This is a genomic window from Terrabacter sp. AAH1, from assembly GCF_054456855.1.
The window spans coordinates 1-13,310 of record NZ_JBTJJV010000018.1 but is presented as its reverse complement, the minus strand read 5'-3'; the positions used below and the strand labels follow the sequence as shown (position 1 = coordinate 13,310).

The window sequence follows — 13,310 nt, the reverse complement described above, 5'->3', positions numbered from 1 at the left end:
GGTGCGCGCCGGCTGACCGCTGCTTGTGGTCAGGGCGCGCACGAATCTCGCGCTGGACGAAAGGCTTTCACGAAGCGTATCGGTACCCCTCGTACCCGCCTCGGGCGATCCGGCCGCCCCCGGGGCGGCCGATCGGTGCCGCTGGTGCGGACGGCGGGACTCGAACCCGCACACCTGAGGCACAGGAACCTAAATCCTGCGTGTCTACCAGTTCCACCACGTCCGCCGACTGCTGCGCCGCCCACTGTAGTTGGCCGCTCGCCGCGAGGAGCCAGCAGGCACGCGAGCCGGTATCACCGGACCGTTCCCGAGGCTCCGTCTGGGAAGAACGGATTCGAGCCGGGGGGTCGACATGGACGAGACGATCGCGGGCGCAGGCGCGCCGGGGCTGGAGACGACGGTGTGTCCCGAGTGCGGCGCCGTCGCCGAGCTGACCGACCGCTACCAGCTCGACAGCACCGACGGACCGGTCGAGCACGCCCGCGTCGTGTGTCTCGCGCGGCACTGGTTCCTCCTGCCGACCGCCGGCCTGCCGACCGTCGTCGTGCCGGTGGCTAGCCTGCGTGCATGAGACGCAACATCGGCACGGGGAGCCCGTGGGAGGGCGTGGTCGGCTACTCGCGCGCCGTGCGCGTCGGCGACACGGTGCACGTCGCCGGCACCACCGCGGTGCGCGACGGGCAGGTGGTGGCGCCCGGCGACGCGTACCGGCAGGCGCAGGTGGCTCTCGAGATCGTCGTGGCTGCCCTCGCCGAGTGCGGGGCCTCCCCCGCCGACGTCGTGCGCACCCGCCTCTACGTCACCGACATCCGCGACTGGGAGGCCGTCGGCCGCGCGCACGGCGAGGTCTTCGCCGAGGTGCGGCCGGCGTCGACGATGGTCCAGGTCGGCGCGCTCGTCGAGCCCGAGCTGCTCGTCGAGATCGAGGCCGAGGCCGTCGTCGGCAGCGGTGTCACTCCACCTTCACGGTGACGACGTGGATGCCGGTCGCGCCGTCCGGTGCCGGCGGGGCCTCGAGCGGTGACTGCGCCTCGCCCTTCGCGTCGTACGCGCGCACCCGAAGCTCGTGGCTGCCGGGCGTCGCCTGCCACTCGTAGACCCACTGCCGCCAGGTGTCGATGCTGGCGTCCGCGGCGAGCCGCGCCTCGGCCCAGGGTTGCTGGTCGACCTGCACCTCGACCTTGGAGATGCCGGTGTGCTGGTGCCACGCGACACCTGCCACGGCCACCGTCCCGGCCTTGACGGTGGCGCCGGCTCGAGGCACGTCGATGCGCGAGGCGGTCTTGATCGGCCCCGTCGCCGACCAACCACGCGTCGACCAGTACGCGACGTCCTTCTCGTACGTCGTCACCTTGAGCTCGGTGACCCATTTCGTCGCGGACACGTAGCCGTAGAGGCCCGGGACGACGACGCGTACGGGGAAGCCGTGCTCGAAGGGCAGCGGCTCGCCGTTCATCCTGATCGCGAGGAGCGCGTTGCGGTCGTCGGTGAGCGCCCCGAGCGGCGTCGAGGCCGTGAAGCCGTCGATGCTCGTCTGCAGCACCATGTCGGCGCCGGCCTTCGGCCCGGCGAGCGCCAGCAGCTCGCGCACCGGCCACCCGGTCCATACGGCGTTGCCGACGAGGTCGCCGCCGACCTCGTTCGAGACGCACGTCAACGTCACGAGGGCTTCCTGCATCTCTTTGCCCTGCAAGGTCTTCCAGTCGATCTCGACCTCACGGTCGACCATGCCGGTGACCTTGAGCCTCCAGTCGTCGGCGTCGATGCGCGGCACGACGATCGCCGTGTCGATGCGGTAGAAGTCGGCGTTCGGGACGAGGTAGGGCGTCAGGCCGGGGATGCGCAGGTCGGCCCCGGCAGGGATGGCGAGCTTCGTGCCCTTGACCGGCGCGCTCTTGAGCGCGTCACGCGACACGGTGGCCGCCGACGAGCCGCCACCCGCATAACCGCCGAGGTATGCCGTCACGGCACCCACCGCGCCACCGAGCAGCCAGCGCCTGCCCGGGTTCGCAGCGCCGGCAGCGCCGGTCGGTGCTGGGGCGGCGCGGCTGAGGAACCATAGCCCGGCGACGGTTCCGAGCACGGTCGGGAGGACGTCGAGCGGCCCGGCAGCCGGTCGGGTCATCACGGCCGCGGCCCCGACGACCCCGACGAGGGCGAAGGCGACGAGCGCCGGCACCAGGCGCCGCATGGCGACCGCGCCGATCGCGGCGCAGACGAGCGCGAGCACCACCACGGTGCCGACGAGCAGGGCTCGCTTGTCGTTCGTGCCGAAGGTGGACACGGCGAAGTCCTTGAGCCACGGCGGCGTCCGGTCGATGAAGGCTCCGCTCACCGCCGCGATCGGCGCCGGCTGTCCGGAGGACTGGCCGACCGCGACGAGCGCGGCCGCCGCCAGGGTCGCGAGACCGACGGTGACCAGCCCGGCCACGAACCCGTCGACGGCTCCCCACCACAGTGGGCGAGCCACCGGCTCCTGAGCGGTCTCGGGACGGGTGGCCGGGCTGGTTGCGGTCATGGCCTCAGGTGCTCCTTCAGGTGCGGCACCAGGGCTCGGAAGGCGAGCGACCGGTGCGACACGTGGTTCTTCTCGTCGGCGTCGTACTCCGCCAGTGTGCGTTCGTTGCCGTCCGGTTGGTCGGATGGGACGAAGATCGGGTCGTAACCGAAACCATTCGTGCCCCGCGGCTCGCGGCCCACCGTGCCCGGGAACCGGCCGAGCTCGGCGGCCGAGCGTCCGTCGGGCAGTACGAGCGCCGCCGCGCAGACGAACGCCGCCGCACGGTGCTCGTCGCGCACGTCACCCAGCTGGTTGAGGAGCAGCTCGAGGTTGGCGCGGTCGCCGCCCCCACCGGACCAGCGCGCGCTGAAGATCCCCGGGGCTCCACCGAGCACGTCGACGGCGAGCCCGGAGTCGTCGGCGAGTGCCGGCATACCGGTGGCGTGCGCCGCCGACGCGGCCTTGAGGATGGCGTTCTGCTCGAAGGTGACGCCGTCCTCGACGACGTCGGGCGCGTCGGGGAACTCGTCGAGTCCGACGATCTCGAGCCCGAGCTCGGCGCTCACGTCGGCGAGGATCTCGCGCAGCTCCTCGACCTTGTGGGAGTTGCGGGTGGCGAGGACGACCTTCGTCACGCGACCGACCCCCCGTCGGCGACGTCCGCCGTGCCGGCCGAGCCGACCGTGTCGACCGTGTCGAGGGCCGGGGAGGCGAGCGCCTGCTGCTGGCGCTCGGTGAGGTCGGCGCACCCCTTCTTCGCGAGGTCGAGCAGCTGGTCGAGCAGGTTGCGGTCGAAGGGTTCGCCCTCGGCTGTGCCCTGCACCTCGATGAAGCGTCCGTCGCCGGTCATGACGACGTTCATGTCGGTCTCGGCCGTGGAGTCCTCGGGGTAGTCGAGGTCGAGGACGGCCTGCCCGCCCACGACGCCGACGGAGACGGCGGCCACGGAACCGGTGAGCGGCTCGGCCTTCTTGGCGATGAGGCCCTTGGCGCGCGCGTCCTCGATGGCGTCCGCGAGCGCGACGAAGGCGCCGGTGATCGCAGCCGTGCGGGTGCCGCCGTCGGCCTGGAGCACGTCGCAGTCGAGGACGATGGTGTTCTCGCCCAGCGCCTTGGTGTCGATGACGGCTCGGAGACTGCGTCCGATGAGCCGGCTGATCTCGTGCGTGCGGCCGCCGATGCGGCCCTTGACGCTCTCGCGGTCGGAGCGGGTGTTCGTGGCCCGCGGCAGCATGGCGTACTCGGCGGTGACCCAACCGGTGCCCTTGCCCTTGAGCCACCGGGGCACACCCTCGGTGAAGGACGCCGCGCACAGCACCCGGGTGCGGCCGAACTCGACGAGGACGCTCCCCTCGGCATGGTCGAGCCAGTTGCGCGTGATCCGCACCTCGCGCGTCTGGTCGGGGGCACGTCCGTCATGTCGGTTGGTCATGACGTCGAGGCTAGCCATGCCGGGGGCGCGGGTCCGCACCGCGGGTGCCGGGTGGTCAGTCCGCGGACGCCGCCGACAGCCGCTCCACCTCGTCGGGCGACAGCTCGAGGTCGACCGCCCGCACCGAGTCGCGGATGCTCTCGGGGCGCGAGGCACCGGGGATCGGCACGACGACCGGGGCGAGCGCGAGCTCCCACGCCAGGGCGACCTGCTGCGGGCTCACGTCGTGCGCGCGGGCCACGTCGGCGAACGCGTCGTGGCGGCTGCCGAGCTCGCCGGCCTTGCTGATGCCGCCGAGCGGGCTCCACGGCAGGAAGGCGATGCCGAGCTCGGCGCACACCTCGAGCTCGGGCGTGCTGCTGCGGAAGGCCGGCGAGAACTGGTTCTGCACCGAGACGAGCCGGCCGCCGAGCACCTCCTGCGCCTCGCGGATCTGGGCGGGGTCGGCGTTCGAGATGCCGGCCATCTCGATGACGCCCTCGTCGAGCAGGTCGGCGAGTGCCCCCACCGACTCGGCGTACGGCACGTCGGGGTCGGGCCGGTGGAACTGGTAGAGCCCGATGGCGTCGCCGCCCAGCCGCGCCAGCGAGGCCTTGGCCGCCGCCTCGAGGTGGTCGGGGCGGCCGTTCAGCGTCCAGGAGCCGTCGCCCGGGCGCAGGTGGCCGCCCTTGGTCGCGACGAGCACGTCGGACCCGCCGCCCGTCCACGACGAGAGGGCCTTGGCGATGAGCGACTCGTTGTGCCCGACCTCGTCGGCGTCGCGGTGGTACGCGTCCGCCGTGTCGATGAAGGTGACCCCGGCGTCGAGGGCCGCGTGGATCGTGCGGATCGAGCGCTCCTCGTCGGGTCGTCCCTCGATCGACATCGGCATGCCGCCGAGCCCGATGGCGCTGACCTTCCTCGTCCCGATGGTTCGCTGCTGCACGGTGCCTCCTGTGGGTTCGGGGTGGGGCCGTCGGCGCCCGCACCGAGAGTCTCCGTACCCGGGCGACCGCCGTGACCACCCCGGCCGTCCACCTCGTGGCCGGCTCAGAGGGTGTAGCTGGCGCCCGGTTCGGCGAGCTCGACCTTGCCCGGCCAGACGGCCGCGGCCTGGTCGCGGCAGACCTCGGGGTCGTTCCACGCCGGGATGTGCGTGAGCATGAGGCGTCCCACTCCCCCGGCCCGGATGGCGGCCTCTGCGGCACGTCTGCCGGAGAGGTGGATGTCGGGCACGCTGTCGCGCCCGTCGACGAAGGCGGAGTCGGCCAGGACGAGGTCGGCGTCGGCCATGAGGTCGGAGAGCTCGTCGCAGGTGTCGGTGTCGCCCGTGTAGGCGAGGGTGCGGCCGTGGGCCTCGACCCGGAAGCCGAACGCCTCGACGGGGTGGTTGACCCGGACCGGCGTGACCGTGAACGGCCCGACGGACACCGGCTCGCGGTCGCGCAGGTCGTGGAAGTCGAACGTGCCGAAGACGTCCTCGCTGTCGCCGCCGCCGTAGGCACGGGCCAGGTGCACGCCGGTGCCGGGCGGACCCCACACCGGCATCGCCGGACGGCCGGGGCCACCGGGCACGTAGCGCATCATGACGTAGAGGCCGCACATGTCGATGCAGTGGTCGACGTGCAGGTGGCTGAGCAGGACGGCGTCGACGGCATACGGCTGGACGTGGTTCTGGAGGGCGCCCAGCGCCCCGTTGCCGAGGTCGAGCACGATGCTCCACGTGCGCCCCTCGTGCTCGGCCTGGACGAGGTACGACGACGCGGGCGAGCGCGGCCCCGCGAAGGATCCGGAGCACCCGACGATCGTGACGTCCACGGGACGAGCCTAGGTGCCGACGCCGACGCCGGACCGCGACCGGGACGTCGGGTGTGTCACACCGCCCCGCGCGGCCCGTCCTCGACGTCGTGGTCGCGGTCGTCGACGTCGTCGTAGTCGTCGTCCTCGGTGAGGTCGTCGATGTCGTCCTCGTCGTAGGCCGCCTCGCCGAGCGCGAGGTCGGTGCCCATGAGCGCGTGGGTCAGCGTCTCCTGCAGCCAGGTGAGGAAGTCGTACCAGGCCATGGCGTAGCCGAGCGGGTCGTCGTCGTCGATGACCTCCATCGCGGCGTGCAGCGCCTCGGCGTCCTCCTCCGTGCGCATGCCCATCCGCTCGCCGAGGAGCAGGCGCACGTCGGTGAGCGCCATGAGGAAGGCCGGCGCCTGGTGCGGGCCGAGGACCACCCGGTCGCCGGAGGCGTCCGACAGGCGGTCGAGTGCGAGGTCGAGGTTGCCGCTCTTGCGCTGCCGCAGGCCCTCCTCGGTGAGCCGACGGAACTCCGCCGCCACCTGGTCGTCACCGCGGTGCGCGGTCGGCAGGAGCCGGTCGAGGGCGGGGTCGCGGTCAGCAAGGCCGGACGAGTCCGGTTGCGTCGCAGAGTCGCTCGCGCTCAAGGACAGCCCCATCGTCGCGACGAGGTCGTCGAACGTGTCACCCGTGGGCTCGATCTCGGGAGACAGCAGGGTGCGGGTCTGCTGCATCAACCCGTAGAGAACCGTGCGCTCGGTCGTGTCGAGCAGCGCGACGTAGTCGTCGTCCTCGCGCAGGAAGGCGCGTGCCATCAATCGTCCTTCTCGAAGGTCGCCCAGAGTCCGTAGCCCTGAAGGGCCTCGGCGTCGCGCTCCATGGACTCACGGGGCCCGTTGGAGACGACCGCCTTGCCCTTGACGTGGACGTCCATCATCAGCTTCTCCGCCTTGGGCCGCGGGTAGCCGAAGTACGTCTCGAAGACCCACGTCACGTACGTCATGAGGTTGACCGGGTCGTTCCAGACGATCGTCACCCACGGGAGGTCGGGCGCGACGACGTCCTGGGTCGAGGTCACCTCCTGCTCGACGGGGGCCAGGGAGAGGGTGGCTGCGGTCACAGAGCCACCCTAGGTCCCCGGGCGGCCGCCCCCGACCCGGAGGCGAGCCCCACGGCTCCTCGGGCGTTCGGCGCCCGCGCACCCCTAGGGTGAGAAGGGTGAGCCCGACGAGCCCTCGCGCCGCGAGCACGGCGCTGCTGACCGACCACTACGAGCTGACCATGCTCCAGGCGGCCCTCGCCTCGGGCGAGGCGCAGCGCCGGTGCGTGTTCGAGGCGTTCGCGCGTCGGCTGCCCGACGGGCGCCGCTACGGCGTCATCGCCGGCACCGGACGGGTGCTCGAGGCGCTCGAGCAGTTCCGGTTCGGCGACGACGAGCTGCGCTTCCTCAGGGACAACGACGTCGTCGACCGCGCGACCGTCGACTGGCTCGCGTCCTACCGGTTCTCGGGCGACGTGAGCGGCTACGCCGAGGGCGAGTGCTACTTCCCGCAGTCGCCCGTGCTCGTCGTCGAGTCCACCTTCGCCGAGGGCGTCATCCTCGAGACGCTGGTGCTCTCGATCCTCAACCACGACACGGCGATCGCGTCGGCGGCCTCGCGCATGACCAGCGCCGCGGGGGGTCGCCCGTGCATCGAGATGGGGTCGCGCCGCACCCACGAGGAGTCGGCCGTCGCCGCTGCCCGAGCGGCCTACGTGGCCGGGTTCGACGCGACGAGCAACCTCGAGGCAGGTCGGCGCTACGGCGTCCCGACGACGGGAACGGCGGCCCACGCCTTCACGCTGCTCTACGACTCCGAGAGGGAGGCGTTCACCGCGCAGGTCGAGTCGCTCGGCAAGGGCACGACCCTCCTCGTCGACACCTACGACGTCAGGACGGCGGTCGCGCTCGCGATGGAGATCGCCGGTCCGGAGCTCGGGGCGGTGCGGCTCGACTCCGGCGACCTGCTGATCCAGGCCACGGAGGTGCGCGCCCAGCTCGACGCCGCCGGCAACACCGACACCCGCATCATCGTGACGTCCGACCTCGACGAGTACGCCATCGCGGGACTGGCCGCAGGCCCGGTCAGTGGCTACGGCGTCGGCACCGCGCTCGTCACCGGCTCCGGAGCCCCCACCGCGTCGATGGTCTACAAGCTCGTCCAGCGCGAGGACGCCTCCGGCGCGATGCAGGGGGTGGCCAAGAAGAGCAAGGACAAGACCTCGGTCGGCGGCCGCAAGTGGGCGATGCGGCGGCTCGGACCCGACGGGGTCGCCCAGGCCGAGGTCATCGGCATCGGCGAGCGTCCCCGCGACGACGGCGACGACCGGCCCCTCATGATCGAGCTGGTGCGTGGCGGCGAGGTCGTCGACCACCAGGACATCCACGAGGCGAGAGCTCGCCACGAGGCCTCGCGTGCCGAGCTGCCGCGCGCTGCCGCGCAGCTGTCACGCGGCGAGCCTGTGATCCCCACCATCTACGAGGAGGACTGAGCCGTGGCCGAATCCAAGAGCGAGAGCCATCCCGACGCCCCCGGCGGCAGCACGCGGGCGCTGGTCATCGTCGACGTGCAGAACGACTTCTGCGAGGGCGGGTCGCTCGCCGTCGCGGGAGGCGCCGAGGTGGCCCGACTGGTCACCGAGCACGTGAGCCGGCACGCCGCCGACTACGACCACGTGGTGGCCACGGCCGACTGGCACATCGACCCGGGCGACCACTTCTCGCAGCGCCCCGACTACGTCGACACGTGGCCCGTGCACTGCGTCGCCGGCAGCGAGGGCGCCGAGTTCCACCCACGTCTCGCGGGGGCCCTGGGCCACGTCGAGGCGGTCTTCCGCAAGGGTGAGCACGCCGCGGCCTACAGCGGTTTCGAGGGCCGGTCCGACGACGACGACCACGTCCCGCTCGCCGACTGGCTCCGGCACCGGGGTGTCGCCCAGGTCGACGTCGTCGGCATCGCGACCGACCACTGCGTGCGAGCCACGGCGCTCGACGCGCGGCGCGAGGGTCTGCACACGACCGTCCTGCTCGACCTGACCGCCGGTGTCGCGCGAGGGACGACCGACGCGGCGCTGGCTGAGCTCAGCGAGGCCGGCGTGAGGCTGTTGGGCGCACCGGCGGTCGCCGGCTGACGCCGGATCGAGGTATGCCGTCGCGCTCGGTTGCGACGTCACACCTCGACCCGTCACGGTGGGCTGTCAGCGCAGGACGGCTCGCAGGGTTTTAGCCGCTCGCTGCAGGCGGGGGCCCACACTGCGCGCGTCGAGGGGCTCGAGGGAGACGACACCTACCGACGCCTCGACACCGCCGGGCAGGGCGTCTGCACCCACGCCGAGCGGCACTGCGAGCCCGTGGGCGCCGGCCTGCAGCTCGCCGTCCGTCGCCACGAGGCCGGCTCGCCCTGCGCGGCCGGCCAGGATGGCGCGCCCGGCTGCGCCCTGGTCGAGCCGGTGGCGCGCGCCGGAGCGGTAGGCCACGTGGAAGTCGGTCCACGAGGGCTCCACGACGACGAGCGCGAGCGCCTCGTCCCCCTCGGCGATGGTGAGGTGGGCCGTGGCCCCGACCGCGTCCGCGAGCTCGCGCAGGACCGGTCGCGCCTCAGCTCGGACGATGGGCGTCACCGCCGCGGCGAGCCGGCTCACGCCGAGCCCCAGACGTAGGCGGCCGTCGGGGGCCCGCGAGACCAGGCGGTGCTCCTCCAGGGTCGTCACGAGGCGGTAGACGACGGGCCGACCGACACCGAGCGAGGCCGCGAGCTCCGTCACGGTGAGGCCTCCGGGCCCGACGTCCCCCGCCAGCGCCTCGAGCACTCGGATGCCGCGGTCGAGGGTCTGCGAGGACTCGACTCGCGCGGGCCCGCGACCGACCTCTGGGCCGGGGACCACGTTCAGCCCTCGGAGTGGGCGCCACCGGGACCTGACGCACCGCCGAGGCCCTTGGACCACGACGCCGCGTAGACCCCGTCGTCGACGGCGAGGCCGCCCTCACCTAGCTCGAGGGGGCGGAAGGTGTCGACCATGACCGCCAGCTCGTCGAACCGCTCGACCCCGAGCGACCCCTCGGTCGCTCCCGGCTGGGGACCGTGGGGGTGACCGCCGGGGTGCACGGAGATCGAGCCCCTGCCGATGCCGGAGCCCTTGCGCGCCTCGTAGTCGCCGTCGACGTAGAACATGATCTCGTCGCTGTCGACGTTCGAGTGGTAGTAGGGCACCGGGATCGCGAGCGGGTGGTAGTCCACCTTGCGCGGCACGAAGTTGCAGATGACGAAGTTCCAACCCTCGAAGACCTGGTGGACGGGCGGCGGCTGGTGGATGCGGCCCGTGATCGGTTCGAAGTCGCGCACGTTGAAGACGTAGGGGTAGAGGCAGCCGTCCCACCCGACGACGTCAAGCGGGTGGAAGGGCAGGGTGTGGATCGTGCCGACGACACCGCCGGGCCCGTTGCCCCGGTGCTTGATGTAGACGTCGGTCTGCTCGTCGGGGTCGGCGCCGACGTGCTCGGCGAGCAGCGGCCCCTCGGGCTGACGCAGGTCGCGCTCGCAGTAGGGGGCGTGCTCGAGGAGCTGGCCGTACTTGCTCAGGTAGCGCTTCGGCGGCGCGATGTGGCTGTTGGCCTCGATGCAGTAGACGCGGAGCGGGTCCTTCGTCGAGCGCTTCGGGATCCAGCGGTGCGTCGTCGCGCGAGGGAGGATCACGTAGTCGCCCTCACCGACCTCGAACGCGCCGAACACGGTCTCGACCCTGGCGCGGCCCCGTTCGACGTAGACACACTCGTCGCCGATGCCGTTGCGGTACCACGGACTCGCTTGTGCCGCAACGGCATACGAGATGCGCACATCGCCGTTGCCGAGCACGAGGCGTCGTCCGGTGACGACGTCGGTGTCGCGGACCGCCTTCGCGTCGAAGAGGTCGTGCAGCTTGAGGTGGCGCGGCACCAGCGGGTGGTTCGGAGTGGTCGACTGGTCTGGCAGCTCCCAGACCGCGGCGCCGACCGTCGTCGACGGGATGTTGCGGTGGTAGAGCAGCGAGCTGTCGGAGCTGAAGCCCTCCTCGCCCATGAGCTCCTCGTAGTAGAGCTCGCCCGGCGTGCGGCCCTTGCCGGGACGGCGGTGCTGGGTGTGCCGCTTGGGCGGGATGTCTCCGACAGCCTGGTAGTGCGCCACGGGTGCGAGCCTCTCCGTCGAGCGCGTCCGCTCAGCGGACGCTGGTGTATCACTATCGCAACAGTGGAGTACGCTCCCGGTCATGTCAAGGACGCCGTTCGCGCCTCTGTTCGACCACCTCGTCGACGACGCCGCCGTCTTCCCGCCGGGCCTCGCCCCGGTCGACGTCGCGGTCCGCGAGCACCTCGACCGTCGCACCGGGCCGTATGCCGTGCACCTCGGTCCGTTGCTCGTGCCGGCCACCGCGGCGGCCGAGGTCGCAGTGCTGGCCGCCAAGGACGACAGGGCCGTCGCCGACCCCCTGCAGGTCGGGCTGGTCGTGCGTCCCGGCGCCCCCCTCGACCCGCTCTTCGACGCCGTCGACCTGCTGCGCGACGACCCCCGCGTCGCCGTCACCGCCGTCGAGCTCGGTTGGGCAGACGGCGACTCCGGCTGGCGCCGCGCGCTCGACCTGGAGGTCCCCCTCGTCGTCGAGGTCGGACTCGGCTCCGACCAGGAGTCGGGCCTCGACGACATCGCCGAAGCCGTCGACCACGAGCACGACGTCACCGCCAAGTTCCGCACCGGAGCGACCCCGGCCTGGCCGTGGCCCGACGAGACCACCCTCGCCGGGTTCCTCGACGCCGTCGTGCTGCGCGGACTGTCGTTCAAGCTGACCGGCGGGCTGCACCACGTGGTGCGCGGCGACCACGGCGGTGAGCCCATGCACGGCCTGCTGAACGTGCTCCTCGCCACCCACGAGGCCCTCGACGGCGCCGAGACCCGCGAGCTCGCGGTCGAGCTGGGGCGCCGCGACACCGAGGTGCTCGTCACCGCGGTGTCGGGCCTGCACGACGACGACGCCCGACGCCTGCGCACCAGCTTCACGGCATACGGCTGCTGCGGCGTGCTCGACCCCCTGACCGAGCTCGAGGCGCTCGGCCTCGTTCCCACCAAGGAGACCCGCGCGTGACCACGCCCGCCCAGAAGTCCACCTGGCTCGACGTCCCCGACGACCACCCCTTCGGCATCCACACGCTGCCCTACGGCGTCTTCAGCACGAGCGACGACCCCACTCGCCGGGTAGGGGTGCGCATCGGCGACCTCGTGCTCGACGCCGGTGCCGTTGCCGCGGTGGGTCGTGACGCAGGGCTCGTCGGTGACGGCCCCGACCTCGCGACCGCGTGGCTGACGCCGAACCTCAACGCGTTCCTGGCCCTCGGCCGTGCCGCGTGGACGGTGGCGCGCGAGTGGCTCGTCGAGGTCCTCACCGACGAGGTGCACCGCGCCGGCGTGTCCCCCCACGTGCACCCGATCGCCGAGGTCGAGCTCCACCTACCCGTCGAGGTCGCGGACTACGTCGACTTCTACGCGAGCGAGGACCACGCGAGCAACGTCGGCAAGATCTTCCGGCCCGACAATGCCGCGCTGCCGCCGAACTGGAAGCACCTTCCCATCGGCTACCACGGCCGCGCGGGCACGGTCGTCGTCTCCGGCACCGACGTCGTCCGACCGACCGGCCAGCGCAAGGCGCCGTCCGGCCCCGCCCCCGTCTTCGGCCCCAGCATCCGTCTCGACATCGAGGCCGAGCTCGGCTACGTCGTCGGCGGCTCGACGGAGCTCGGTTCTCGGGTCTCCGTCGACGACGCGGCCGACCACCTCTTCGGCGTCGTCATCCTCAACGACTGGAGCGCCCGCGACATCCAGGCCTGGGAGTACGTCCCGCTCGGGCCCTTCCTCGGCAAGTCGTTCGCGACGTCGGTCTCGGCGTGGGTGACGCCGCTCGACGCGCTCGCCGATGCACGCATCCCCCTTCCGGGACAGTCCGATCCGCAGGTCCTGCCCTACCTTCAGGGTGATGCGTTCGGCCTCGACGTCCACCTGGAGGTCGCCCTCAACGGCACGGTCGTCTCGCGCCCCGAGCACTCCGCGATGTACTGGTCACCGGCCCAGATGCTGGCGCACCTGACGGTCAACGGAGCGTCCCTGAGGGACGGTGACCTCTTCGCCTCGGGGACCATCAGCGGCCCGACCCGCGAGAGCCGCGGCAGCCTGCTCGAGCTGACCTGGAACGCCACCGAGCCGCTCACCCTCGACGACGGCACGACCCGCGGCTTTCTCGAGGACGGCGACACCGTCACGATGACGGCCTGGGCGCCCGGCCCCGACGGCTCCCGCGTCGGCATCGCCGAGGTGACCGGGACGATCGTCCCCGCCCGCTGAACCACGCCGCCCGTCGGGAACTGAGCACTCGACGGGACGCCGCGCGTCGGGAACTGAGCACTCGACCATCGAGTGCGCAGTTCCTCACACCTTGGCTTCAGATCGTCTGCGCAACACGAATTGCGTGGAGGCAGGCATGGGCGGAATCCCGGGGACGTACTCGTTGGCTCAGCGGGAGCAGGCGTTGGCGCTGCTGGGGGCGGGGCTGGCG

At 72.2% G+C, this 13,310-nt stretch carries 15 protein-coding genes and 1 tRNA gene; 6 read left to right on the top strand and 10 right to left on the bottom strand.

Features of this window, described 5'->3' with window-relative positions; translation table 11 throughout:
- Positions 1–142: 142 nt before the first annotated feature.
- A tRNA-Leu gene (locus tag ACXR8F_RS19755) sits at positions 143–226 on the bottom strand.
- 126 nt (positions 227–352) lie between these two features.
- Between ACXR8F_RS19755 and ACXR8F_RS19750 the strand changes: the two genes are divergently transcribed.
- The gene (locus ACXR8F_RS19750) at positions 353–571 is read left to right on the top strand and encodes a hypothetical protein (RefSeq protein WP_045190252.1); all 219 of its coding nucleotides are present in this window, start codon (positions 353–355) and stop codon (positions 569–571) included.
- Positions 568–972 carry a RidA family protein gene (locus ACXR8F_RS19745; protein WP_045190254.1) on the top strand — a complete coding sequence of 135 codons (405 nt, stop codon included), beginning with the start codon at positions 568–570 and terminating at the stop codon, positions 970–972. The genes ACXR8F_RS19750 and ACXR8F_RS19745 overlap by 4 nt, the downstream gene beginning before the upstream one ends.
- Here ACXR8F_RS19745 and ACXR8F_RS19740 read toward each other — a convergent pair.
- From ACXR8F_RS19740 to clpS, 7 genes are all read right to left on the bottom strand, one after another.
- Positions 953–2,518, bottom strand: coding sequence for a molybdopterin-dependent oxidoreductase (locus ACXR8F_RS19740; RefSeq protein WP_458803112.1), 1,566 nt, complete (start codon positions 2,516–2,518; stop codon positions 953–955). The genes ACXR8F_RS19745 and ACXR8F_RS19740 overlap by 20 nt on opposite strands.
- Positions 2,515–3,135 carry an RdgB/HAM1 family non-canonical purine NTP pyrophosphatase gene (gene rdgB / locus ACXR8F_RS19735; protein WP_045190258.1) on the bottom strand — a complete coding sequence of 207 codons (621 nt, stop codon included), beginning with the start codon at positions 3,133–3,135 and terminating at the stop codon, positions 2,515–2,517. Before rdgB ends, ACXR8F_RS19740 begins: the two co-directional genes overlap by 4 nt.
- Positions 3,132–3,932 carry a ribonuclease PH gene (gene rph, locus ACXR8F_RS19730; RefSeq protein ID WP_458803109.1) on the bottom strand — a complete coding sequence of 267 codons (801 nt, stop codon included), beginning with the start codon at positions 3,930–3,932 and terminating at the stop codon, positions 3,132–3,134. The genes rdgB and rph overlap by 4 nt, the downstream gene beginning before the upstream one ends.
- A 55-nt stretch (positions 3,933–3,987) precedes the next feature.
- Positions 3,988–4,857 (bottom strand): aldo/keto reductase, encoded by an 870-nt coding sequence (locus ACXR8F_RS19725; RefSeq protein ID WP_458803107.1) that lies wholly within the window; start codon positions 4,855–4,857, stop codon positions 3,988–3,990.
- Between the two features lie 104 nt (positions 4,858–4,961).
- A complete protein-coding gene (locus ACXR8F_RS19720) occupies positions 4,962–5,729 on the bottom strand; it encodes an MBL fold metallo-hydrolase (RefSeq protein WP_458803105.1) in 768 nt (255 codons plus the stop codon).
- Positions 5,730–5,785: 56 nt separating this feature from the next.
- Entirely contained in the window at positions 5,786–6,511 is a 726-nt protein-coding gene (locus ACXR8F_RS19715) for a DUF2017 domain-containing protein (protein WP_458803103.1), read from the bottom strand.
- The gene (gene clpS / locus ACXR8F_RS19710) at positions 6,511–6,816 is read right to left on the bottom strand and encodes an ATP-dependent Clp protease adapter ClpS (protein WP_458803101.1); all 306 of its coding nucleotides are present in this window, start codon (positions 6,814–6,816) and stop codon (positions 6,511–6,513) included. The genes ACXR8F_RS19715 and clpS overlap by 1 nt, the downstream gene beginning before the upstream one ends.
- A gap of 98 nt (positions 6,817–6,914) precedes the next feature.
- On the opposite strand from clpS, the gene ACXR8F_RS19705 reads away from it, so the two are divergent.
- Positions 6,915–8,228, top strand: a complete 1,314-nt coding sequence (locus ACXR8F_RS19705; RefSeq protein ID WP_045190264.1) for a nicotinate phosphoribosyltransferase — start codon at positions 6,915–6,917, stop codon at positions 8,226–8,228.
- Positions 8,229–8,231: 3 nt separating this feature from the next.
- Positions 8,232–8,867 (top strand): isochorismatase family protein, encoded by a 636-nt coding sequence (locus ACXR8F_RS19700; protein WP_458803098.1) that lies wholly within the window; start codon positions 8,232–8,234, stop codon positions 8,865–8,867.
- A 66-nt stretch (positions 8,868–8,933) separates the two neighbouring features.
- Here the strand turns inward: ACXR8F_RS19700 and ACXR8F_RS19695 are convergent, their stop codons facing one another.
- Together ACXR8F_RS19695 and ACXR8F_RS19690 are read right to left on the bottom strand one after the other, a co-directional pair.
- Positions 8,934–9,620: an IclR family transcriptional regulator gene (locus tag ACXR8F_RS19695; RefSeq protein WP_052677211.1), complete on the bottom strand. Its 687-nt coding sequence runs from the start codon at positions 9,618–9,620 to the stop codon at positions 8,934–8,936.
- Positions 9,621–9,622: 2 nt separating this feature from the next.
- Positions 9,623–10,897, bottom strand: coding sequence for a homogentisate 1,2-dioxygenase domain-containing protein (locus ACXR8F_RS19690; protein WP_458803096.1), 1,275 nt, complete (start codon positions 10,895–10,897; stop codon positions 9,623–9,625).
- Positions 10,898–10,979: 82 nt separating this feature from the next.
- Here ACXR8F_RS19690 and ACXR8F_RS19685 point away from each other — a divergent pair, with 82 nt between their 5' ends.
- Positions 10,980–11,849 (top strand): hypothetical protein, encoded by an 870-nt coding sequence (locus tag ACXR8F_RS19685; RefSeq protein WP_458803094.1) that lies wholly within the window; start codon positions 10,980–10,982, stop codon positions 11,847–11,849.
- On the top strand, positions 11,846–13,099 hold the full coding sequence (gene fahA, locus ACXR8F_RS19680) for a fumarylacetoacetase (protein ID WP_458803092.1): 1,254 nt from the start codon (positions 11,846–11,848) through the stop codon (positions 13,097–13,099). The genes ACXR8F_RS19685 and fahA overlap by 4 nt, the downstream gene beginning before the upstream one ends.
- Positions 13,100–13,310: the final 211 nt, after the last annotated feature.

Coding starts and splice junctions, on each gene's coding strand:
- ACXR8F_RS19745 (WP_045190254.1), top strand. CDS start 568: ATGAGACGCAACATCGGCACGGGGAGCCCGTGGGAGGGCGTGGTCGGC.
- ACXR8F_RS19715 (WP_458803103.1), bottom strand. CDS start 6,511: ATGGCACGCGCCTTCCTGCGCGAGGACGACGACTACGTCGCGCTGCTC.
- ACXR8F_RS19750 (WP_045190252.1), top strand. CDS start 353: ATGGACGAGACGATCGCGGGCGCAGGCGCGCCGGGGCTGGAGACGACG.
- ACXR8F_RS19685 (WP_458803094.1), top strand. CDS start 10,980: ATGTCAAGGACGCCGTTCGCGCCTCTGTTCGACCACCTCGTCGACGAC.
- rph (WP_458803109.1), bottom strand. CDS start 3,932: ATGACCAACCGACATGACGGACGTGCCCCCGACCAGACGCGCGAGGTG.
- ACXR8F_RS19740 (WP_458803112.1), bottom strand. CDS start 2,518: ATGACCGCAACCAGCCCGGCCACCCGTCCCGAGACCGCTCAGGAGCCG.